At 36.4% G+C, this 24,053-nt stretch carries 18 protein-coding genes and 1 pseudogene; 9 read left to right on the top strand and 10 right to left on the bottom strand.

Annotation, left to right across the window (positions count from 1 at the left end):
* Positions 1–315 precede the first annotated feature (315 nt).
* The 3 genes from IGI63_RS02365 (at position 316) to IGI63_RS02355 (ending at position 3,875) form a co-directional block, all read left to right on the top strand.
* Positions 316–2,196: a beta-glucoside-specific PTS transporter subunit IIABC gene (locus IGI63_RS02365; protein ID WP_429975240.1), complete on the top strand. Its 1,881-nt coding sequence runs from the start codon at positions 316–318 to the stop codon at positions 2,194–2,196.
* Positions 2,196–3,605, top strand: a complete 1,410-nt coding sequence (locus tag IGI63_RS02360) for a glycoside hydrolase family 1 protein (protein ID WP_429975239.1) — start codon at positions 2,196–2,198, stop codon at positions 3,603–3,605. The genes IGI63_RS02365 and IGI63_RS02360 overlap by 1 nt, the downstream gene beginning before the upstream one ends.
* Positions 3,606–3,713: 108 nt before the next feature.
* On the top strand, positions 3,714–3,875 hold the full coding sequence (locus tag IGI63_RS02355) for a hypothetical protein (protein ID WP_002361843.1): 162 nt from the start codon (positions 3,714–3,716) through the stop codon (positions 3,873–3,875).
* 59 nt (positions 3,876–3,934) lie between these two features.
* Here the strand turns inward: IGI63_RS02355 and IGI63_RS02350 are convergent, their stop codons facing one another.
* Together IGI63_RS02350 and IGI63_RS02345 are read right to left on the bottom strand one after the other, a co-directional pair.
* Positions 3,935–4,915: a LacI family DNA-binding transcriptional regulator gene (locus IGI63_RS02350; protein WP_429975238.1), complete on the bottom strand. Its 981-nt coding sequence runs from the start codon at positions 4,913–4,915 to the stop codon at positions 3,935–3,937.
* Between the two features lie 18 nt (positions 4,916–4,933).
* Positions 4,934–6,394, bottom strand: a complete 1,461-nt coding sequence (locus IGI63_RS02345; RefSeq protein WP_429975975.1) for a sucrose-6-phosphate hydrolase — start codon at positions 6,392–6,394, stop codon at positions 4,934–4,936.
* A 242-nt stretch (positions 6,395–6,636) separates the two neighbouring features.
* Here IGI63_RS02345 and IGI63_RS02340 point away from each other — a divergent pair, with 242 nt between their 5' ends.
* The 4 genes from IGI63_RS02340 (at position 6,637) to IGI63_RS02325 (ending at position 12,975) form a co-directional block, all read left to right on the top strand.
* A complete protein-coding gene (locus tag IGI63_RS02340; RefSeq protein WP_174118989.1) occupies positions 6,637–8,310 on the top strand; it encodes an alpha-amylase family glycosyl hydrolase in 1,674 nt (557 codons plus the stop codon).
* A gap of 16 nt (positions 8,311–8,326) precedes the next feature.
* Positions 8,327–10,255: a sucrose-specific PTS transporter subunit IIBC gene (locus IGI63_RS02335; RefSeq protein WP_002357541.1), complete on the top strand. Its 1,929-nt coding sequence runs from the start codon at positions 8,327–8,329 to the stop codon at positions 10,253–10,255.
* A 272-nt stretch (positions 10,256–10,527) separates the two neighbouring features.
* A complete protein-coding gene (locus IGI63_RS02330; RefSeq protein ID WP_002363971.1) occupies positions 10,528–11,409 on the top strand; it encodes a helix-turn-helix domain-containing protein in 882 nt (293 codons plus the stop codon).
* A 132-nt stretch (positions 11,410–11,541) separates the two neighbouring features.
* Positions 11,542–12,975: a cryptochrome/photolyase family protein gene (locus tag IGI63_RS02325; protein ID WP_429975237.1), complete on the top strand. Its 1,434-nt coding sequence runs from the start codon at positions 11,542–11,544 to the stop codon at positions 12,973–12,975.
* Between the two features lie 197 nt (positions 12,976–13,172).
* On the opposite strand, the gene IGI63_RS02320 is transcribed toward IGI63_RS02325, so the two are convergent.
* The 5 genes from IGI63_RS02320 to IGI63_RS02300 form a co-directional block, all read right to left on the bottom strand.
* Positions 13,173–14,609 carry a catalase gene (locus IGI63_RS02320; protein WP_429975236.1) on the bottom strand — a complete coding sequence of 479 codons (1,437 nt, stop codon included), beginning with the start codon at positions 14,607–14,609 and terminating at the stop codon, positions 13,173–13,175.
* Between the two features lie 302 nt (positions 14,610–14,911).
* A complete protein-coding gene (locus IGI63_RS02315) occupies positions 14,912–15,922 on the bottom strand; it encodes a hypothetical protein (RefSeq protein ID WP_429975235.1) in 1,011 nt (336 codons plus the stop codon).
* Positions 15,923–16,061: 139 nt separating this feature from the next.
* Positions 16,062–16,487, bottom strand: a complete 426-nt coding sequence (locus IGI63_RS02310; RefSeq protein ID WP_429975234.1) for an NUDIX domain-containing protein — start codon at positions 16,485–16,487, stop codon at positions 16,062–16,064.
* A gap of 88 nt (positions 16,488–16,575) precedes the next feature.
* Entirely contained in the window at positions 16,576–18,354 is a 1,779-nt protein-coding gene (locus tag IGI63_RS02305; protein WP_002378276.1) for an ABC transporter ATP-binding protein, read from the bottom strand.
* Positions 18,347–20,095 carry an ABC transporter ATP-binding protein gene (locus IGI63_RS02300; RefSeq protein ID WP_002357553.1) on the bottom strand — a complete coding sequence of 583 codons (1,749 nt, stop codon included), beginning with the start codon at positions 20,093–20,095 and terminating at the stop codon, positions 18,347–18,349. Before IGI63_RS02300 ends, IGI63_RS02305 begins: the two co-directional genes overlap by 8 nt.
* 136 nt (positions 20,096–20,231) lie before the next feature.
* On the opposite strand from IGI63_RS02300, the gene IGI63_RS02295 reads away from it, so the two are divergent.
* On the top strand, positions 20,232–21,050 hold the full coding sequence (locus IGI63_RS02295; protein WP_002363966.1) for a helix-turn-helix transcriptional regulator: 819 nt from the start codon (positions 20,232–20,234) through the stop codon (positions 21,048–21,050).
* A gap of 54 nt (positions 21,051–21,104) precedes the next feature.
* Here the strand turns inward: IGI63_RS02295 and IGI63_RS02290 are convergent, their stop codons facing one another.
* Positions 21,105–21,632, bottom strand: coding sequence for a GNAT family N-acetyltransferase (locus tag IGI63_RS02290; protein ID WP_002361836.1), 528 nt, complete (start codon positions 21,630–21,632; stop codon positions 21,105–21,107).
* Between the two features lie 19 nt (positions 21,633–21,651).
* Positions 21,652–21,756: pseudogene (locus IGI63_RS02285) on the bottom strand (GNAT family N-acetyltransferase); the annotation flags it as partial.
* Between the two features lie 233 nt (positions 21,757–21,989).
* On the opposite strand from IGI63_RS02285, the gene IGI63_RS02280 reads away from it, so the two are divergent.
* The gene (locus IGI63_RS02280) at positions 21,990–22,598 is read left to right on the top strand and encodes an NUDIX hydrolase N-terminal domain-containing protein (RefSeq protein ID WP_002360295.1); all 609 of its coding nucleotides are present in this window, start codon (positions 21,990–21,992) and stop codon (positions 22,596–22,598) included.
* 47 nt (positions 22,599–22,645) lie between these two features.
* On the opposite strand, the gene IGI63_RS02275 is transcribed toward IGI63_RS02280, so the two are convergent.
* A complete protein-coding gene (locus IGI63_RS02275) occupies positions 22,646–23,986 on the bottom strand; it encodes an NADH oxidase (RefSeq protein ID WP_002361833.1) in 1,341 nt (446 codons plus the stop codon).
* Between the last annotated feature and the right edge of the window lie 67 nt (positions 23,987–24,053).

Genomic DNA, 24,053 nt, shown 5'->3' with positions numbered 1-24,053 from the left:
ACTGGTCATAAAAAATCAGTTTGCTATGGTATTTGCTATGTGGGAAAAGATTAAAATAGAGTGTAGTGCACGACAATTTCATCTTCATCTGCTTATCTTAGGTTCGTACACCTAATTCATTGATAATCCCTCTAAATAATGGTAAATTAAAAATAAATTCAATCAGCTATTCTATCGTGAGAAACATAGTTATTACGTAGATCAGATCAAAGGGACATTCACGACGAGCAAATATTGAGTGTGTTTGCTGAAACGTGCATGTGTGATTTGGTCTTTTTTATTGAGCCGTTATTTTATAGATAAGGAGTGGTCACCATGGACTACCAAGCAATAGCAAAAGAAATTTTGAAAGACGTAGGTGGCAAAGACAATATCGTGGATGTCACACATTGTTATACACGATTGCGTTTCGTATTGAAAGATACGAAACAAGCGAACAAAGAAGCCTTACTACAAACAGAAGGTGTCATTTCTGTTGTTGAAAGTGGCGGGCAGTATCAAGTGGTTTTAGGCAATAAAGTCGCGCATGTTTATAATGCTCTAGAACCTTTGTTGGCTCAGCAACTTACGACCAAAACATCTACAAAAGAAAAAAATTCATTAGGTAATCGAATTTTAAATACTGTTGCCGCGATTTTCACACCTGTCGTACCAGCAATTGCCGCTTCTGGCATGTTAAAAGGAATTCTAGCTATTGCTGTGATGGTCGCAAACAATTTTTACCAGGTCGATTTAAAACCTTTGAATACGTATATTATTTTAAGCGCCGCTTCCGATGCACTTTTTTATTTTATGCCAGTTATTTTAGGTTATTCAGCTGCTAAGGTTTTCAAAACAAACGAATATATCGCCATGGTAATTGGTGCCACCTTATGTTATCCAACCATCGTTTCATTAATGACTGAAGAATCAGCGGTTACCTTGTTTGGATTACATGTGACCAAAGCCAATTACGTTTCCACAGTAATTCCTATTATTCTTGCAATTTTTATGTTAGCTTATGTGCAACGCTTTTTGGAAAAAGTTATTCCAGAAGTTCTAAAAATTATTATGGTTCCTACGCTGTCATTACTTTTAATGATTCCAGCCACTTTATTATTATTTGGACCGATAGGGATTTATTTAGGTGACGGCGTGAATTGGTTGTATTATTATATAATGAATTTGAGTCCCATCTTGTTAGGCGGTTTTATCGGCGGAATTTGGTGTGTCTTAGTCATTTTTGGGGCTCACCGTGGGCTTGTGCCAATTGGGATTAATGATGTCGCTCGAACAGGACGGCAAAATTTGCTAGCGTTTGCTGGTGCAGCGAACTTTTCTCAAGCGGGCGCCGCATTTGGCGTGTTTGTCCGCACAAAAAATAAAGACTTGAAAGCTGTTGCTGCCTCTGCAACAGTGACTGCATTATTTGGTATCACAGAACCAGCCATTTATGGGGCAAACTTGCGGCTAAAAAAACCGATGATTTATGCGGTGGCTAGCGGAGCAGCAGGCGGGGCCTTAATGGGCTGGGGCGGTTCCTACGGGACAGCCTTCGCTAACCAAGGACTCTTGACCATCCCAGTTTACGCAGAAGCTGGAACTAAAGCCTTTATTTGTTATTTATTAGGTTGTGGCATTGCTTTTTTTGGTGCATTTCTATTAACGATTTTTCTAGGCTTTAATGATTTACCGCTCGACGAGTCACGTCAAGAACCAGTCCTAAAGACAGAGGCAACGACAGTCAAAGAAAAGCAACGGATTCAAGCACCTGTTCAAGGACAACTCGTATCTTTAGACCAAATCAACGATGAAGTCTTTGCTTCTCAACAAATGGGAAAAACGCTAGCTATTTATCCGACAGAGGAACAAATTGTTTCACCAGGAAATGGGCAAGTGACGGCTTTATATCCAACTCATCATGCAATTGGCTTAAAGTTAGACAATGGTGCTGAAATCCTCCTTCACATTGGAATCAATACAGTCGAATTAAAAGGGCGGGGATTTGAAACGTTCGTAAAAGCAGGAGAAAGAGTCAGACTAGGACAAAAACTGCTCTCTTTTGATAAACAAATCATCCAAGCTGCTGGTTATGATCCAACCGTCTTAGTCATCGTAACAAATACTGTGGAAATGGCTATAATTGAGACAACCAAACAAACAGAGATTACACCACAAACAAATTTATTTTTCATGCAAGTAAAGGAGCAAAACTAATGGTTAAACAATTTAAGAACGATTTTTTATGGGGCGCTTCTTCCTCCGCTTTTCAAATTGAGGGCGCTTGGAATGAGGACAGCAAAGGCCTAACAGTAGCTGATTACAATTCTTTTAAAAAGTCAGCTGTACAAGCAGATACGAAAGTCGCCAGCGATTTTTACCATCGTTTCAAAGAGGACATTGCGTTAATGAAAGAATTAGGCTTAAAAACCTATCGTTTTTCTCTTTCATGGGCACGAATCATTCCAACAGGTGATGGCGAAATCAATCAAGCCGGCATCGATTTCTATAATGCCGTCATTGATACACTTTTAGAAAACGATATTTTGCCGTTTGTCACACTTTATCATTTTGATTTACCTTTTGCATTGGTGGAAAAATACAATGGTTGGGTTGATCGTCGCTGCGTTTCCGCATTTCAACGCTATGCGCAAGTTTGTTATCAAGCGTTTGGTGATCGAGTCAAAAATTGGCAAGTTACGAACGAACAAAACTTAATGATTCGTGTTGATGAACGAATGAATATGTACGATGTTGCACCAGAAAATGCTGAAAAAATTCGTGCACAAATGGATTACCATATGTTTGTTGCCCATGCGTTAGCGACGAATGATTGTCACCAATTGGTCGCTGGGGGAAAAGTCGGTCCCTCTGTTTCCTCAACGATGACTTATCCTAGTTCCAATAAACCTGAGGATGTTTGGGCAGCTCGTATGAATGATAACTTTAAAACGAATTACGCTCTAGAAATGTATTGTTTTGGCGAATACCCTGGTTACTATCAAGAGTATTTGACCAAATGCGGCATTTATCCCGAAACACAGCCAGAAGATCAAGCAATTCTGAAAGCCGCTAAACCAGATTTTATCGCCCTTAATTATTATCGGACGTTAGTTGCTAGCTATTTACCGACAGATGAGCAACACCCATTGGGTTCGAAAGAAAAGGACATTGATTTTGATCTATACGGTTATTTTAAAATCGAAAAAAATCAACATTTAAAAACCTCTAAGTATGGTGCCCAAATTGATCCAACTGGTCTACGTTTAGTTTTAAATGATTATTATCGTCAATACCGTTTGCCGTTAATCATTACAGAAAACGGCTTAGGCACACCAGATCACCTAACAGAGGACGGAAAAATTCATGATGATTATCGAATTGCGTATTTGCATGATCATATTGCTGCTTGTCATGCGGCTATTTCTGACGGTGTTGAGTTGTTTGGCTATTGCCCTTGGTCGGTCATGGATATTTTAAGTTCTCATCAAGGATTCAAAAAACGCTACGGTTTTATTTACGTCAATCGTGAAGACCATGAGTTAAAAGATTTACGACGCATTAAAAAAGATAGTTTTTATTGGTACCAATCAGTGATTAAAAATAATGGGTTACCAGAAGAATAGTGCCCAAAAAGGATCATCCATTGCATAAGCGGGTGATCCTTTTGTTTTCAAGTTCTGTCATTCCGTGTTAGGCTTAAGTTAATAAACCCATTAAAGGTGGTGAGAGAGATGAATAATTACGATTTATGGAAATGGGCTGCCGGGAAACGAACCGAAAAAGATAAAAATGAAACCTATAGCGCCAAAAATTGGTGGTATGTTTTACTAATGCTCGGTGTATTTGTAGGGATCATGTTGTTGTATTATTTAATCTCTGTGCTTTGGAATTAAGGGAAAATGGGCAAATGAGGAATTAAGAATAAAAAAAGACACCTTTTCAGGTGTCTTTTTTAACAGGATTCAGACAATGATAGCTGAATCGGAATAGGATAATTTTCCTCGAGTGCAACATCAGGATCCTTCATTCTACGAAGCAGTAAGTCAATCATAACGTCACACATCTCGTCGATCGGCTGCACAATGGTTGATAGTTGTGGGGCAATTCTTTTGATTAATTTTGTCCCATCATAACCAATTACTTTTAATTCTTCAGGAATGGATATCTTCAATTTTTGAGCAATATTCATAACTGTAATTGCTGTCAAATCATCTGTACAAAAGATGCCGTCTACAGTTTTATTTTGAAGCAAACGTTCGATTTCTAGATTTTTTAATGTTGTTGAGGTCCCATTATCAATTTGTAGAATCGTTTTTTCTGCGCCATATTTTTCCATTGTTTGTTTATAACCAGCCAATCGATAATCGCTAGGTGCGCCTGTGTTATTAGCACCAGTAATAATTGCAATCTTTTGTGCACCACTTGCAAATAAGGCTTCAGTGGCTTTTTGGCCACCTTGAAAGTTTTGCGAAGAGACAATTGGAATGCCAGGTGCCAAGAAACGGTCAAAGGAAACAATAGGTAGTGAAACATTTTCATATTCGTTAATAGCTAAGTTATGGCTACCAGTGATTACACCGTCCACTTTATTTGCAGCGAGCATTCGTAAATAGGCGCGCTCTTTTTCTGGATCTTTTTCACTATCACATAAAATCACTTTATATCCTTGAACAAAAAGCTTTCTTTCCAGTGTTTCAATTAATTCACCAAAAAATGTATGACTAACAGAAGGGAAGACTAAACCAATCAGCTGCGTACTTTTTCCTTGGAGGCTTCTGGCTAATCCATTAGGTTGATAATTTAATTCTTCCATCGCTTGATGAACTTTATCAATTGTTTTTTGACTAAGATAACCATAATTATTAATCACGCGGCTCACCGTTGTCGGGCTCACCCCAGCAAGCTTTGCTACATCCGTTAATTTAACCACCATCAAAATTCACCATCATTCCTAATTATTCGTATTTTCCAGCTCATAAAAACAAGCTTTTGCCGTCTTGGATAGATGAAGATACTGTTGCGCTTTATCTGGAAAGAAGCGACCAGTCATCGTTTTTTCACCTTTATTTACATAGATTTCTGCAACAGAGCAATCAACAAAAATAGTTAACTGAACTGACTTATTTTTCCTAATTTTAGTTTCACGAATTGTGCCATACTTTTCAGCAAAAGGTTGGCCAGCAAATGTTCGATCAAGGGTTATTTTACCATGAATCGTATCAATTGTAATTAAAAGTCCTTTTGAACCCGTTTCGTTCGCTAAAAGCCGAATAAAAGCAATCTCATTTTTGGGAATATCCACTTCTAATTCAAAAGAAGCAGTAGATAAAAAATGGCAGCCATTTGATAAAGTAGTGGCGGATTGACGAAGCATTTCTGTTTCAGAAACTGGATATTGAAATAGTTTCCCGTTGTGAATTGTGAGTTCTTTAACCAGACTTAAGCCATTTGCCCAACCCTCCACATCACTTGGGTAAGTGATTTCTGGCAATCCAATCCAACTGACCGCAAGTGCACGACCATCTGGCGTATTAAAGGCTTGAGTGGCGTAGACATCAAACCCTTCATCTAAATTTTCAAAAGGCTCAGCCTGAACTAAGGAAAGATTCTCCAAATCAAACGTTTTGGCCAATGTGTACATATTCGGATAGATATTCTGATAACTTTTTACAGATGGAGATAGACCTTGTGGGCAAAATAATAAGACAGGCTGGCCATCAATAAATACCAAATTGGGGCATTCAACCATGTAGCCTAATTCTTGGTCGGTGAACGTCAATTCGCCAAGTTGATGAAAATTGTGTACGTTTCGATCTTTAGAAAAATAGACCACAATTTTTCCTTGTCCATTTAAATCACTAGCACCAATTAATAAAACAAGTCCTTCTTGATAAGGAAATACCATCGGATCACGAAAATGGGAAGAATAATTGGAGTCAATTGGTAGGAATGGTGTTGATTCCTTTGTGATCGCACCTAAAGAATTCAGCCATGCAATATTTTGATATGCAAATCGTTGCCAAGTTTGATCACGAACATTCCCTGTATAAAATAAACATAGTTGGTTATCTATTGGTAAAGCTGAACCTGAATAGACGCCATGAGAATCATATTCAGAGTCGGGATAAAGGGCGATTCCTTCATACTCCCAGTGAATTAAGTCGGAGGAAGTTAAGTGGGCCCAACTTTTTAGTCCGTGAACACTCCCGAAAGGAAACGCTTGATAAAATAAATGCCACTGGTTATTGAAATATGAAAAACCGTTGGGATCATTTAGTAGTCCTGTCTGTGGTTGAATATGATACTTAAAACGCCAACTAGATTGCGCGATAATAGAAGTTAAATTTTCGAGGTGAGCAGATGTCCAAGAAGAATAAGGTGCATAACGTAATTCATCAGTCCATTGGTTCATGATGCTTGACATAAGTAATGTCTCCTTTATTAGAAAATAGTAGTTAGTCTAATAGTATAAACAAATCAGAAAAAAGTCAAACGTATAACATATATAAATCTATTTAAATAAAAAGAATATTATAATTTACATTTATTTATGATAAACGTTTGACATATTACGCAAAAACGAGTATCATACAAAATGTAAAAACGGTTACAGAAAAAATTAACAGGACTAGTTTAAGAGTGAGGAGAACCAGAATGAACAGAAATTGGTGGCAAAAAGAAGTGGCCTATCAAATTTATCCACGTAGCTTTTCGGATAGTAATAATGACGGAATTGGTGATTTACAAGGCATTATTCAAAAACTGGATTACTTAGAAAATTTAGGAATTACGCTGATTTGGCTGAGTCCAATGTACCCGTCGCCAATGGCTGACAATGGATATGATATTTCAGACTATTATGGTATTTCTAGCGATTTTGGTACAATGGCAGACTTCGATGAACTCATTGAAGAAGCAAAAAAACGAAACATAAAAGTTATTTTAGATTTGGTGGTAAACCATACATCTGATGAACATGCTTGGTTTCAAGATGTTTTAAAAAATCCTCAAAGTCGTTTTCGAGACTTTTATATTATAAAAGAAGGACGAGAAGCACCTACAAATTGGCGGTCTAACTTCGGTGGTAGTGTTTGGGAAAAATTACCTGGGGAAGATGCCTACTACTTTCATGCCTTTCATAAAAAACAGCCGGATTTAAATTGGGAAAATCCTGAACTACGCAAAGAAATCTATCAAATGATTCGTTTTTGGTTAAACAAAGGAATTGCTGGTTTTCGTGTAGATGCGATTAATTTTATTAAGAAAGATTTGACTTGGACAAACTTACCTGCTGATGGGGCAGATCAATTAGCCAAAGTAACAAAAGCTAGTAGAAACATGCCAGGAATGAGTGACTTTCTGAACGAATTAAAAGAAAAAGCTTTTGCTGGCTTTGATATTGTCACAGTTGCCGAAGCGGCCGGCGTCAATTATCCAAATTTATCAGAATTTATTGGAGAAACAGGGTATTTCGACATGATTTTTGACTTCAAATGGGCTGATTTGGATGTGAAATCAGGAAGTGAATGGTTTTATAGAATCGATTGGTCTTGGAATGATTTACGCACATTAATTTTCAAACAGCAAGAAGCCATGCAAAAGGCTGGTTGGAGTGCAAATTTTATTGAAAATCATGATCAACCTCGAGCGACAACGAAATATTTAAAAGAACAGGCTCAACAGCCAAATGCGGTTAAAACATTCGGCGCCATGTATTTCTTTTTAAGGGGTACGCCTTTTATTTACCAAGGACAAGAATTAGGAATGACCAATTTTGAAAGGGGTTCGATTGATGAATTCGATGATATTTCTAGCATTGATCAATACTATCGAGCAATAAAAGAAGGATTTACACCCAAAGAAGCCTTGTCACTTGTCAATTTGCGTAGTCGAGACAATGCCCGCACGCCTTTTCCATGGAATGATTCTATGTATGGCGGTTTTTCAAGCGTCAAGCCTTGGTTAGGAATGGTGGATAATTATAAAGAAATCAATGCCGAAGCAGAAATAAAAAATAGTCAAAGTATTTTTCATTTCTATAAGCGGATGATTGCATTTCGTCAAAAGAGTCCCTATACAGACATCTTACTTTATGGAACATTTGAGGGACTATCAAATCTTCCAGATAATGTTATTGCTTATAAACGCAAATTAAATGAAAAAACAATTTACGCCTTTTTTAATTTTGGTGAGGCGGTTCCAATCCCTCATTATTTAGTTAATGGCACAGTTATTTTTGATACACAGTCTGAAGAACGAGAGCAGTTAGTTCAGCAGGGAACATTATTAAAAAGCTATCAAGGACTATTGATTACTATAAATGAGTAGCTAGGAGGAGTATAACATGGCAGAAAATTATCAGCAGGCAGCCAAAGACATTATTCAATTAATCGGTATGGATAACATTATATCGGTCACCCATTGTCAAACGCGGTTACGTTTTATTTTGAAGGACCATGAACAAGTAGATGGTAAACAACTAGAAAAAATCGATTTAGTCAAGGGGGTTTTTTATAATGGTGGTCAATACCAAGTGATTTTAGGAACTGGTATTGTGACTAAAGTGTATGATGAAATAGAAAAACTTGGAATCAATGTTGTGTCAAAAGCAGAGCAAACAGCAATTTTAAAAAATAATGAAACAGGCATGCGCAAAACAATGCGCATTTTAAGTGAAATATTCATTCCAATTGTTCCAGTAATTGCAGCAACAGGATTGTTCCTAGGGTTAAAAGGTGTTATTTTTAACGACACTTTTTTACAATTATTCGGAGCAAGTGTAGCCAATATTCCTGAAAGCTTTCAACAAATTGTCTCTGTCATTACAGATACCGTCTTTGCCTTTTTGCCAGCTTTGATTGTTTGGTCTACCTTTAAAGCATTTAATGCGACGCCTGTAATCGGGATTGTTATTGGTTTAATGATGGTATCACCCATTTTACCAAACGCTTATGCAGTTGCAACACCAGATTCTGGCGTGAAAGCTATTATGGCTTTTGGTTTTATCCCAGTTGTCGGTGCACAAGGTTCCGTTTTAAGTGCAATTGCTGCTGGTATAATTGGCGCAAAGATTGAACTTTTTTTCCGAAAAAAGATGCCGAATATTCTTGATCAAATTTTTACACCTTTTATGACTATGTTAATTACTTTTTTAATCATGATTCTCGGAATTGGCCCAATTTTGCATACCGTTGAGTTAGGCATGGTAGATGTTGTCCAATGGTTGATTGGGTTGCCCTTAGGACTAGGTGGTTTCGTGATTGGTGCCTCATATCCTTTAATGGTTTTGATTGGTATTCATCATACACTAACTATGGTAGAAACATCATTATTAGCAAATACAGGATTTAATGCATTGATTACAATATGTGCCATGTATGGGTTTGCCAACGTTGGCAGTTGTTTAGCCTTTGCGAAAAAAGCGCAAGATAGCAAAGTGAAGTCGACAGCCATTGGTTCTATGTTGTCTCAATTATTTGGAGTTAGTGAGCCTGTGTTATTTGGATTACTTATTCGTTGGAACTTAAAACCGCTGCTATGTGTCTTGTTTACATCAGGTTTAGGCGGAGCAATTTTAGCTATTTTTCATATTCAATCAAATTCTTATGGATTAGCCGTTATTCCTTCTTTCTTAATGTATATCTATAGTGCACATCAATTAGTGATCTATTTATTAGTCGCACTTTTATCTGTCGGTGTATGTTATGCATTAACCAGTCTATTTGCAATTCCACAAGAGGTTTTAATTTCAGATAAAGTAATCGAAGAGGAAGAACGCGAAGTCTTTGAAATGCAACATAACACCTTAGATGAACAACTTTTTTCTCCGGTAAATGGTTACGCCATGAATCTTACTGCTGTTAATGACCCAGTATTTTCAAGCGAGATGATGGGCAAAGGTTTAGCAATCATGCCAACAGCGAACAAGGTTTACGCACCTGCAGATGGTTTATTAAACTTGGTTGCAGAAACTGGGCACGCTTATGGTATCCAAACGGACGCAGGAGCTGAAGTATTAATTCATATAGGAATTGATACCGTCACGTTGGGGCAGGAAGTCTTTCAGACACAAGTAACCCAAGGTCACCGTGTTAAAAAAGGAGATCTTTTAGGAACGTTCGATCGAAAAGCCATTAAAGAAGCTGGGCTTGACTCAACTGTCATGGTTATCATTACAAACACTTCAAGTTATTTAAGCGTAGAACCAATGATGTCAGATCATAATGAAATTACGCCGGAACAAATTATTTTAAATCTAAATACACCTAACTAAACAAAAGAACAGCAAGAAGTAGTTATCACTTCTTGCTGTTCTTTTTCTTAATAAAAAACCAATGATTTTCGGTTGTATTTGTCTATCCGTTTGTAGTATGATTGAGTCAGTTTTAAAGGAAACATGCCAAGTATGGAAGACCATACTTGACACGCATTGACTAATTAAACATGGGGAACGTTGCCATAAGTTGATGTTCCAGTCAATAATGCAAGTAAATCAAACATAGCATGTACCTCCTTTAATTGATAATCAAAGTATAACATTTTTTAATGAATTTACATAATAATACAAGTGGAGGTCTGTTCGTGAAGGTAGCAGGAGACAAAATAAAACAAGCGAGAAAACTTAAAAAAATCACACAATCAGAGCTGGCTAACGGCATCTGTACGCAAGCAACAATTAGTAATATTGAAAACCGTAATCTATGTGACAGTTTAGATATTTTCTCATCTATTTGCCTCCGATTAGATTTAGAAGTAGAAGAATGCATGATGATTTCTGAAGAAAAGAAAATTGAAAATCTACTAAACAAAGTCGAGGATTTATCTTTACGGTTATTTCACTTAGAGGCCTACAATTTATTACAAGAAGTGCCTGAAGGTCTTATCTTATCTAATAATGAACTAACGACTAAATTGTTATATTATAAGGGAATTACTTGTTTATTAGGAAAAAAAGATAAAGCAGAGGCCTTGTTTTACCTATACCGGGGCGCGGAAATTGACCGTAAAGTCAATATTTACAACATTTTAAGCCTGAATGCGCTAGGTACGCTATACGAACTGGAAAAAGATATGAGAAAAGCGCAAGTGTATTACGAAAAATCATTACAAGAATTGGAACAATTTAAATTAGAATGTTCCTTGGAGCGTTGTAGAATTTATTATAATTCTGCTAAATTCTACTCGGAAATGAAAGACTACCAAAAAAGTGTCATTTTAAGCGAAAAAGGGATTCAGATTTGTCGTGACAAACACTCCATTTATTTGCTAGATTATCTTTTATATGAAAAAGCCTTTAATAAACAAATGCTCGGGGAAGACACAGCCGATGACTATCGTCAAGCCTATTATTTTACACAATTTTTTGGTAATACAGAAGTCCTACAATATATTGAGAAAGATATGAAAGCTTTTAATATTTCCTATTAATTTAATCAAAAAGCCGATAAAAGCTGAAAACCCAGTTTTTATCGGCTTTTTGAAAAGTCTAGGCAAGTTGCTTTTAAAAATCAGCAGTCACGGTTACGATAAGCAAGACGAAGTATTTAGGAGGATTTAAAAATGAAAAGAGTGATGTGGTTTAGACGTGATTTACGATTACAGGATAATAAAGCATTAGCACACGCGTTACAAAATTCTGCAGCTGATGAATTGATTTTATTATTCCAAATGAATCCTCAACAATTTATTCAAGAAAGTGCTAATCATAACGCTTTTTTTGCAAGTTTAGCCTCGCTTAAAGAACGAATCGATCAAGAGGCACATTTACAAATCATGGTCGGCGAACCATTAGATTTATTTTCACGTTTGAAACGCAAATTACCCGATTGGCAGGCCATTTATTTTAATGAAGATACTTGTGGCTTTGGGGCAAAGCGGGACCAGCAAGCTATGCGCTTTTTTGAAGAAAATAATATTCAGTCTTTCTCTTTTCAAGATGCCTATTTGCATGGCTCTGAAGAAATTAAGAAGAACGATGGCAGTAAGTACCAAGTGTTTACGCCCTATTACAATAAATGGAAAGAGGCGCCTAAAGAAACCCCGATTCCTGTTTCCTATACAGCTGAAAAAATTTTTAGTGCGTGTCTTTTTCCAGAAGAGGAAGCAGCATATGGGGAACAGATTGCGAGGATTCCTTTAACACACTATAGTGTCGGCGAAAAAACAGCCAGAAGGTGCTTAAATACTTTTATTGATCAAAAACTTCAATCCTATGAAAATAAGCGTGATTTCCCTTATCAGGATCAAACGAGTCATCTGTCTACTTTTTTAAGAACGGGAGAACTTTCGATTCGCACTATTTGGCAAGAGCTTGCATCTGCGCCTTCTAGCTTAAGTAAAGAAACCTTCAAAAAAGAATTAGCTTGGCGCGACTTTTACAATATGATCTATAGTACGTTTCCACAACAAAAAGAGGAAGCTATTCAAGAAAAATTTCGTTATATTCAATGGGCAAATGACCCAGAAATGTTTGCCAAGTGGCAAAAAGGGGAGACGGGGTACCCTATAATTGATGCCGCAATGCGACAACTGAATCAAACTGGTTGGATGCACAACCGCTTAAGAATGATTACTGCCTCTTTTTTAGTTAAAAATTTACACATCGATTGGCGTTGGGGTGAAAAATACTTTCAAAAAATGTTGATTGATTATGATGCCGCCAATAATATCGGTGGCTGGCAATGGGCTGCTTCGACAGGAACGGACGCTGTCCCGTATTTTCGGATTTTTAATCCAATTATCCAGTCAAAAAAATTTGATAATGACGGCCAGTTCATCAAAAAATATGTTCCAGAACTTAAGCAAGTGCCACAAAAGTATATTCATCAACCAAATCTAATGAACGAAGCCTTACAAACGCAATATCATGTACATTTAGGAGAAAATTATCCAAAACCCATTGTCGATTATGCATCAAGTAAAAAACAAACATTGTTTCTATATGAAGCGAGCAAAGAAATTCATCAAGAAATGAACAATCCAAGGTTTAAATAAATAGTAAACCCAACTAGCTTAGCAAACAACTTGTAAGGTTAGTTGGGCAAATTAATTAGTCGAAAGAGAAGTGCAATTTATCGGCTAAAGTTTTTTATTTTATTCTAGTTTACATAATATACATTATACAAAGTAAAGTAAAAAGCATTAAAAAGCTTAGTTTATCTAGACTGGTTTTGTCACGTACGTTATATAAATTATGCTTGTTGATTAATTGCTTGTGCGACACGTGCTCCATATTCCGGATTTACTCTAGTGAACAAATCAATTTGACGCGCGATGATTTCTTGATTTTTCACTTGACCTAAAGATGCCGCTATATTGTTAATTAAGTTTTCTTTTTCTTCGTTTGGCAGCAAATTATACAAAGCGTTTGCTTGTGTAAAGTGATCTTGATTATAGCTATAATTACCAACATTTCCCTCAACTTCAAAGGAACTAATTTTCGCCGTAGGATCTTCTTTTGGTGTTTCGGTATAACTATTTGGTTCGTAATTAATTTCGCTATTGCCATTGTCAAAACGCATATTGCCGTCTTTTTGGTAGTTATTTACAGGCGCTTTTGCTTGGTTGATTGGCAATTGGTGACTATTAGCGCCCACACGATGACGATGTGCGTCCCCATAAGCGAACAAACGTCCTTGCAATAATTTATCTGGAGAAGCTTCAATACCAGGAACGAAATTCCCTGGTGAAAAGGTTACTTGTTCAACCTCTGCAAAATAATTCTCTGGATTTCTATTTAAAGTCATCGTGCCAACTTCAATCAGCGGATACTCTTTTTGAGAAACCGTTTTTGTTACATCAAAAAGAGTTTCTTTCATTGTTAACGCATCTGCATACGGGATAATTTGTACAGATAATGTCCAAGAAGGAAATTCTTGATTTTCAATTGCATTATGCAAATCTTCAATATGGAAATCTGGGTTTTTCCCAGCAATTTCTTCTGCTAATTGACTCTCTAGATTTTTGATTCCTTGATTCGTCTTGAAGTGATATTTAACAAAAAATACTTCTCCAGCAGCATTGACCCATTTGAATGTATGGCTACCAAAACCATGCATATGACGGAACGACAACGGAATGCCACGATCACTCATTAAAATTGTTACTTGATGAAGGCTTTCCGGTGAATGAGACCAAAAATCCCAAACTGCTTCTGGACTTTTCAAATGCGTCCGCGGATTTCTTTTTTGGCTATGAATAAAATCTGGAAACTTAATTGCATCACGAATGAAAAAAATGGGCGTATTATTGCCAACTAAGTCGTAATTTCCTTCGTCTGTATAGAATTTAAGCGCAAAACCGCGAGGATCACGCAATGTATCTGATGAACCTAATTCTCCAGCTACAGTTGAAAAACGAGCGAATAAAGGTGTTTCTTTGCCAACTTCAGATAAAAAATCGGCTTTAGTATATTGTGCCATTGATTGGCTCACCTTGAAAATCCCATGAGCACCAGCACCTTTGGCATGAACAACCCGTTCTGGCACGCGCTCACGATTAAAATGAGCTAATTTTTCTAATAAATGAACGTCTTGGATTAGGACAGGACCAAATTCTCCTGCAGTTAGCGAATTTTGATTATCGCCAACTAGACTTCCTTGTGACGTAGTTAAATGTTGATTTCTCACCTAAAACACTCCTTCATCTAAAATTATACTCATTGTATAAAAAAACCACTCTGCATAACAAAAATAATGCTTAAAAACACTCGAAAACATTTGTTATTTAATAGAATGATTAAAAATAGCAGTAGAATTTAAATCAAAAACAAATGTATTAATTTTAAACTGTTTACACCATCTAAAATAACAACCAATAATTCAAAGAAAACTAAAATGCTGTTTTTTTATTCAAAAAAGACCTAGCATCCCAATCATGCTAGGTCTTTCGTTATTTTTTTTGAGCGGCCGTTTTTATTGGTCATTCAGCGTTATTGATTGATTGCAACAGTCGTGTCTTCAGTCGATAGACCTGTCATAGAGGTGCTATCGGAAAATATTTTTTCAACTTCTTGTTCTGATAAAATATTTTCTTTCTTAGGCATTGAAATCGTCGCTTTTTTGGCTTTTTGTGTAATGCTAGTTTTACTAGATAATGATTCAAGTCCCATATCAACGTTCTTGTCTTGCTGCGGTTTCACATTAATCAACATATTTGTTTTATTTTCTTTTGTATTAACAGAAACTTTAGCAGAAACATCTTTGATTTTTTCGAAAGGATCTTGTTCTTTACCTTTCTCAGATGCTTCTGTCGTAATTTTGATTAACTTTTGTAATTCTTTTTTTGTAAACGTATGGGTAATGGTGTCCCCTTTTTTCTCGAACGTATCCTTGTCTAATCCTTCTAAAAACTCTTTGTATTCCTTAGCAGACTGTTTTCGTTCTTTTTCCGATTCTTGATACTCTTTGATTGTATCTTGCCATTCTTTCGTACTTTCCTCGTTCATGGCTAAAAGATCAATGTATTTTCCTTTTAGTTTTTCTGTATCTAACTGAGAACTATCGATAGCACCGTCAGTCATTGAGTCTGCGACAGCGACAATATATTCCATCATATCTGTTGCTAAATAGAGTTTTGGCTCTTTGCCCTCGTTATCTAATGATCCAATCAATGAAATCGGTACATCCATGCCCATCGCTTTTAATTTCATCTCTAAGCTGAATGCTTTTTCTTTTTTGGCATCTACTTGAATCTTCCCAGAAAGCGATGCGTCTTTGATTTGCGTGATGAGCATCCCAATCATAGGATTCGTTTGTGCACCATCTTCTTGTGAAAATTTCATGTCACTAATTGACATAGAGAAATCCCAAACCCCAGATTCTTGTGCGTTTTGATTGCCAATCCCTTGAATGAACTCATCTTTCGCACTTTTGCCACAGCCTGTCAGTAACAAAGCTGAACAGAAAACGCCTGCGATAATCCCCACTTTTCTTTTTAACACACTTTTTCCCCCTCATTATATAAAAAATTAATTCCCTTTTATTAAGAATAGCAAACATTGCTTATAAATAGCAATGTTTAATTTTAGATTTTCTCTCTTTTAATAAGTGGGATTGATTTAATCTTTTAGGTTTGAATCATTAAGCTGTATTATTTTTAAAATAAAATTGCTTTTCGCCAAAAAATACTGGGAAAAGTTCTGCTAAACTGCCAGCTAAAGGACCTTCTCGCAATTCTTTTTCAGTGACCCAAAACAAGGGTTGTTCCGTTTCTTCTGGTAGTTCATCCGCTGTTTCTGCAATGAATAATGTGGCTAATTCCCGCGCACCCGAACAATCATTCAGCCATTCTGCAACACCTACTAATTGTGGTTTCAGCACTAAGCCTGTTTCTTCAAGGAGTTCGCGAACCATGGCTGTATCCATACCCTCGTTTTTTTCAACATGCCCGCCAGGGAACGTCCAACCAGGCCAATCCTTTTTTTGTCGTTCTTGCACAAGGATTTCATTTTTCTGATTTCTAATCATACATAATGTTGTTAATTCCACTTCAAAATTCCGCTTCATTTGGCACCTCATCATTTTTTCCTTTGTTAAGGTTACGATACAGAAAAACAGAGAAAGATTCAACTAAGAATTTTCTCTGTTTTATCATCTAGCTCTTTAATAAGTCGTATTGCGATTGATATAAATGATGATATAACGCATGTTTTGCCATTAGTTGATCATGAGATCCTTCTTCCACAATACGACCACCATCAATATAGAAAATTTTATCGCTATTTTTGATGGTAGAAAGCCGATGAGCAATAATAAACGATGTCCGTCCTTTTAGAAGTTGTTGTAGTCCTTCTTGTAACAATTCTTCTGTTTTTGTATCAATACTGGAGGTTGCTTCGTCTAAAATTAAAATTTTGGGATCTGCCAGTAAAGCACGAGCAAATGAAATTAATTGGCGTTGTCCTGCCGAGAGTGTACTACCCCGCTCTTCCACAACTGTTTCATAGCCATCTTTTAAATCCTTGATAAAATCGTGCGCACGAACAATTTTTGCGGCTTGGATGACTTCTTCCTCTGTGGCTGCTAAATTTCCGTACCGAATGTTTTCAATAATCGTTCCTGAAAAAATAAACGTATCTTGAAGCATTACCCCCATTTGTTTTCTTAACGAACGGAGTGTCACATCGCGAACATCATAACCATCAATTTTAACGGCCCCTTCATTCACATCATAAAAACGACTTAATAAATTGATGATTGTTGTTTTACCCGCACCTGTTGGCCCAACCAAGGCGATTGTTTGTCCTGGCTCAATATGAAAACTAACATCGGTCAAAATATTTTTTCCTTCTTCATAACGGAAATAAACATGCTGAAAGTCAACGGTTCCTTTAATTGGCGGCAACGCAATAGCGTGCGGCGCATCTTGAATTTCTGGAACAACATCCATCGTTTCAAAAATCCTTTCCAAATAGGCAGTTGCAGTAATCAGAGAATTGTAGAAGTTACCAATATTGATGACCGGATTCCAAAAGTTATTGATATAACCGATAAAAGCAATTAGCGTCCCAGTGGTAACGGACACACCTAATTGACGGATTCCTACGAAATAGATAAAACAAGTCGTAATAACGGATATATTTTGCACTGCTGGCCATAATAAATACTGGACACGTACAGCTTTCATAAAGGATTGACGATATTCTTCGCTTACCTCGTTAAAAATCTGGAAATTTTCATCTTCTCGTGCAAAAGATTGTGTAATTTTAATTCCTGAAATACTTTCATGAATATAGGCATTTAAGTTTGATTGTTTATTGCTAAGCTCTTGGTAAGCTTTCCGTTGTTTCCCTTGAATAAACAGAACCATCACGAACAACACAGGCAATAGCAGTAAACTGTATAAGGTTAATTTCACATCAATAAATAACATGAAAATTAAGGTGATAATCACATTAAATAAATCAGAAATTAAATTGATCAATCCGTTACTTAGTAAATCACTTAACGTATTGATGTAATTGACCACCCGTATTAAAATTTTTCCATGCGGCCGACTGTCAAAATAAGAAAATGGTAATTTTTGTAGATGCTCAAAAATTGAAAAACGCATATCTTTTAAAATATCTTGTCCAATTTCTGTGATGGCATATATTCGATAACGCATACACCAACCAATAATCACCAAGGAAAATAGGAAAATAGCCCCTAGTATCAAGAGTAACGAGAGATTCTTTTGTGGAATTACTTGGTCAATCGCAATTTTAGTAAAGTAAGGGCCTAACATACTTGCCAGATTAGCTAATATGATGACAAATAATGTTTTAAAAACAGCTTTTTTGTAAGGCTTAATATAGGCGCCTAATCGTTTATAATGAGACCAATTAAATTCTTTTTCTAAAGTCTCATCCACATCAAACGTATTTCTAGCCACGCGACTCACCTTCCTTTGTCAGACCTAATTGTTTTTGATATACGTCAAAATATTTGCCTTTTTGTTCGACTAATTCGCTATGCGTACCGCTTTCCACCACACGGCCTTTTTCCATCATCAAAATTAAATTGGCCTCTCTCACAGAAGAAATTCGGTGGGCGATAATAAATGTCGTTTTCTTTTCCGTCAAACGACCTAGTTCTTTTTGAATTTTTGATTCTGTTTCCATATCAACAGCGGAAGTTGTGTCATCTAAAATTAAAATAGCTGGATCTTTGGTTAAAGCACGGGCCAGTGAAATCCGCTGTTTTTGACCACCAGATAGGCCAACGCCGCGTTCACCAACAATTGTTGCATAACCTTCGGGCATTCTGGAAATAAAGCTATGGGCATCAGCAATTTCAGCCATCATTTGCACTTGTTCCAAGTTAGCCAATGTGTTACCAAAAGCAATGTTATCTTCTATTGTATTGGAAAAAAGAAAGACATCTTGCATAACCATGGAGATATTTTCTCGCAATTTACGAACAGAATAGCTTTTAGCATCTTTTCCATCAATATAAACAGTGCCTTTTGTTGGATCGTAGAACCGAGCGATTAAGTTAACTAAAGTGGTTTTGCCTGAACCAGTTTCCCCTAAAATACCAATTGTTTCACCAGGTTTTGCTGAAAATGAAACATCCGATAAAATGGGGGTTTCTGGATCATCTGAAAAATGAAAGGACACGTGATCAAACGTCACATAGCCTTGGATCGGTTCTGCTTCTTTTTCCCGAGCAATGGGAATCTTCGGTTTCGTTGCTAATAACTGACGAATTTTAATGGACGATGCCGTAAAGCGTTGCACATCATTGATCAACCAGCCACTCATTCGCATTGGCATGTTCAACATCCAGAGAAAGCCGTTAAAGGCCACTAAATCACCAATTGTCATTCGACCTTGAATCACAAAGAGGCCACCAAGAACTAAGGCAATAACATTTAAACTACCTGCAAAACCGTCTAACCACGGTAAATATTTTTTTGAGACATCTGCAGAAGCCATATTCCATTTTTTATAGTCTTCATTGTGCTTGTTAAACTTTTCAATTTCATAAGGTTCTTGAGAAAAAGCTTTAACCACCCGATTTCCACCAATATTTTCTTCGACCATCGAATTTAGCCGAGAAAAACTTTCCCGGATCTCAAAAAATACCGGATGCGATTCCTTCGACATTTTTTGTGTTAACAGAAAAATCAAAGGTGTAATTAAAATTAATGCTAGCATCAATTGCCAATTGATCGTCCCCATCACAATCACGGCTGCGATGAACCATAAAATACATTCTAAGAGGTTATAAGTGACCCAAGAAACGAAATGGCGGATAGCGTCTGTATCCCCTGTCATTCGCGCCATAATGTCGCCAACACGTGTATGATTAAAGAAATCAAAATCTAATTCTTGAAGTTTGACATACATATCTTTTCTTAAGTCAAATAACGCAGATTGTCCAACCGATTCAAACAAGACTTGATAACTATAACGAACAACTGTCCGAATAACGGTCACCCCAATCATAATCCCAAGAATTGGGACAAGCTCTTCAGTTTTCCCCTGATTGATTACTTGGTCTACAATTCTGCCAGATAACAATGGAATAATAACAATTAAAATAGCGTTAATAACGACAAAAATAACAGCTAGCAGTAACTTATTCTTATTTTTTTTAGCATATTGCCAAATCCATTCAAAACTATTCATTTTCTCCCCTACTCTCTCTTGTTTTTATGGACGTGTATAAGATTACTGTTTTTTTATAGGAAAAGAAATGGGCATTCTTGTATATTTTGATGTACAATATAGTATAGAAAGCGGATACAAGCAGGAGTGATTTTTTATGAACTACACAAATAGTCGAACGTTTAATCCTGAAATTTTATATGCCTTCGATCCTTGGAACGAAGAGACCCACCCTTATAATTGTCATCATCATGAATTTCTGGAAATATCTATTCTTTTAGAAGGTGAATCTGAATATATTGTTCAAGGGCAACAGTACCATGCCACTGCTGGTACGGTGTTTCTTTTTAATCCGCGAACGGAACATGGTGAGCAACAAAAAGCAGGAACTTACTCACATCAACTACACATTGGCATTTCAAATCTCTATTTAGAAGGCTTAGAGCGAAACGTATTTCCAAATAAATCAGCTTTATTAGATTTAAGTCATTTACATGGTGCTTTTTTAGAAAAAGCTTGGCAAATTGTTCATGAATTAAACCATCAAGAAGTTGAATCAGCGTTACAAATTAAAGCTTTAGTTATTGAACTATTGGTTTATATTTTAAGAAGCTTAGCAGTTGATCAAGAAAATAAAATTGAAACTCGGCTATCGAAAACGGAAAAAAGAAAACGAAATTTAGTCAATCATACGATTTATTATCTGGAAACGCACCATGACGAAGAAATTACTTTGGAACAGTTAGCTGAAATGTTATATGTGACCCCGACTTATTTGTCGAAAACCTTTAAAGCGGCCACAGGCGTTGGGCCAATCAATTATTTAATTCAAATCCGCTTAAACCATGCGAAAGAATTGTTGAAAAATGATTCCTTAAGTGTCAAAGAAGTAGCAAAAACGGTTGGTTACGAAGATGCCTATCATTTCAGTAAATTATTCAAAAAATATTATGGAAAATCCCCTTCACAATTTTAAGATAAAAAAACAAGGAATCGTCGGCTTCATTGCGTCCGTTTCCTTGTTTTTGCTTTACGTTGACTCTTTTAACTGTTTCGTCATTGTATAATCGGTATGGCGTTCATTTCCCATATAAAAATCATGTTCATCTGTTTTGACGAAGCCCAATGATTGATAAAATTTTTGCGCTGGATGATTATGTTCCCAAACACCTAACCAAACCGTCTCTTTTTCTGCTTCTTCCGCTAATTCAATTGCTTTCGTAATCAAATGTTTGCCTAAGCCTAAACGCTTAAAAGATTTACGAATATAAATGCGCTCAACTTGTAACGCTTGTGGATGTTGATAGGTAATCTGAGCATCACCGTGATTTAATTTCACATAACCTGCAAGTTCATTATTATAAAAAGCAAAGAAATATTGCGAATCTTTATGTAAGATTTCGCTTTCTAAAACTGCTGGACTAAATTTCCTCTCATAATGTGCCTGTAAATCCTTTTCGTTTTCGCCATCTCCATAAGTATCTGCAAAAGTCTCTTGGCAAATGGCCTCTAATTCTGGTACGTCTGCGACGGTACACTCTCTAATAAATACTGACATACTAAAACTCCTTTGTAGATTAAATCAACTGTTTAATTAAAATTAAACAAGGATTCCAAGCGTCCCATAATGTCGGAAAAACCTCAAGGCGCTTAAAACCCAATGATTCGTAAAAACGAATAGTATGATATTAACCTGTCTAGCGAATGACGTCAATCTTTTTGCTTTGTTTACATAACAAAATTATTGTATACCCGATCCTTTTTATTAAATAATAGCATAAGTAGTTTAAAAATGTAAGTTAGTCATTTATTCTTTATTATTTCCTTAAAACGACGCCTTTTCCCGCTAAATCTGCCCTTCCTTTGTTTTTTTCTGTTAAACTAAACGTATTAAGTCTATGAGGAGCGTGCGTATATGGATTATCTGAACACCTATAAGCGGTTGCTAGCATTGGCAGATGCAGGTCTTTTTTACGGGAAAGATGCTTTTGATCAAGAACGTTACCAAGAACTACGGGAACTTACGTTACAACTTATTAGCGCAACCGGACACGAAGCGACTGTCTTGCCCGACTTAGAAAAAATCTTAACTAAAGAAGAAGGCTATCCAACACCGAAAGTAGATGTTCGCGGTTTGATAAAAAAAGAGAATCGTTTTTTATTAGTTGAAGATTTACGGACCAAAGAATGGTCATTACCTGGTGGCTATGCCGAAATTGGCTGCTCCCCTAAAGAAAATATTGAAAAAGAAGTATTGGAAGAAACTGGCTTAGTTGTTACAGCAAAAGAATTGCTTGCTGTTTATGATACAGATAAACGAAAAGACATTCCTCAACTATTTCAGTACTATAAAATGATCTTTTCTTGTGAGATTTTAGAAAATCATCCCTTTGAAAAAAACATTGAAACCTCGAATTGTGCTTATTTTTCTTTAGATAATCTTCCCCCTCTTTCTATCAAACGAACAACGAAAGAGCAATTAATGGCATTAATGAACCAAACAACTGGAGCGCTTAGTGACTAACAAAAAGGATGAAGAACTTCTGTTCTTCATCCTTTTTCTATTATTAATTACATATTTTCTAAAGCGGCTTGGGCTAATAAGTTTAAGTAGTTCCAAGGGCGATCAAAATGTGGTTGGAAGAAGAAATCAGAAATCGCTAAATCTTCGACAGTCATTTTATTTTGGACCGCTAATGATAAAGTATTGGCAGATTGTGTGATATCATATTTAGACATCAATTGACCACCAACAATGCGTTGTGTTCCTTTTTCATAGACTAATTCCATCAGAACTTTTTCAGTTGTTGGCATAAACTCTGGACGATAGTTATCTTCGAAAACAGTCGCTTCGACATCTAGTCCGTTTAATTTGGCACTTTCTTTTGTCACACCTGTTGAACCAATTTTCCAACCGAATAAATATAAACCAGAAGTTCCCTGTGTGCCACGATAAGCCAATTTTTGTTCAGTTAAATTACGACCTACTAGCATACCTTGACGAACAGCATTCGTTGCTAATGGGATATAATTTTTTGTTTGACTTGGGTTGTAGTGAACAACTGCACTATCACCCGCAGCAAAAATATCAGGATTGCTTGTTTGCATATACTCATTGACTTCAATTGCACCATTTGGTAACATGTCAACTTTATCTTTTAATAATTCTGTATTTGGACGGAAACCAACACACATAATCACCATATCTGCTTCGAATTCTTGACTTGGTGTAATGACTTTTGCTACTTTTCCTTGCTCATCTGCTACGAATTGTTGGACATTTTCACCTAAAGCTAAATTAACGCCACGATCAACTAATTCTTTTTCTAGAACATCTGTGAATGGCTTATCTAAATATTTATTTAAAATGCGGTCTAACCCGTCAACTAAAGTAACTTGTTTACCTGATTCTACAAAAGCTTCTACTAATTCAATACCAATATAACCGCCACCAACGACAACGACACGTTTGGCATCTTTCGCTTTTTCGATGATCACGTTGGCTTGTGAATAGTTCTTACATAATAAAATATTTTCAGCATCAATTCCTGGAATTGGTGGAATAATTGGCCAAGAACCAGTTGTCATCACTAATTTATCATAAGAAACGGTCTCAGTTGCGCCCGTTTGTAAGTTTTTCGCTGTAACAGTTTTGTCGTCCACGTTGATTTCTTCAACATTGTGTTCCATCTTCACTGTTGCTCCTAAAGAAGCCAGTTCTTCTGGATTTGAATAAAATAAATCAGCAGCATTTTTAACTACGCCTCCAACGTACAAGGCAATTCCGCAAGATAGGAAGGAAATATTGTCATTTCTTTCATATACAGTGACTTCCGCCTCCGGGTGATTTGCTAAAATACTTTTAACTGCTGAAGTTCCAGCATGGGTACATCCTACGACTACGACTTTCATGTTGTAAATCCCTTCTTTCACAATCTTTGTTTTGCAGAGGTGACGTCTCCCTCTGTCTGTTTAAAAT

Origin of the sequence: Enterococcus sp. DIV0086 (genome assembly GCF_050498705.1) — a bacterium.
GTDB lineage: Bacteria > Bacillota > Bacilli > Lactobacillales > Enterococcaceae > Enterococcus > Enterococcus faecalis.
The sequence above is the reverse complement of the archived record's forward strand: the minus strand, read 5'-3'. Positions and strand labels throughout refer to the sequence as shown.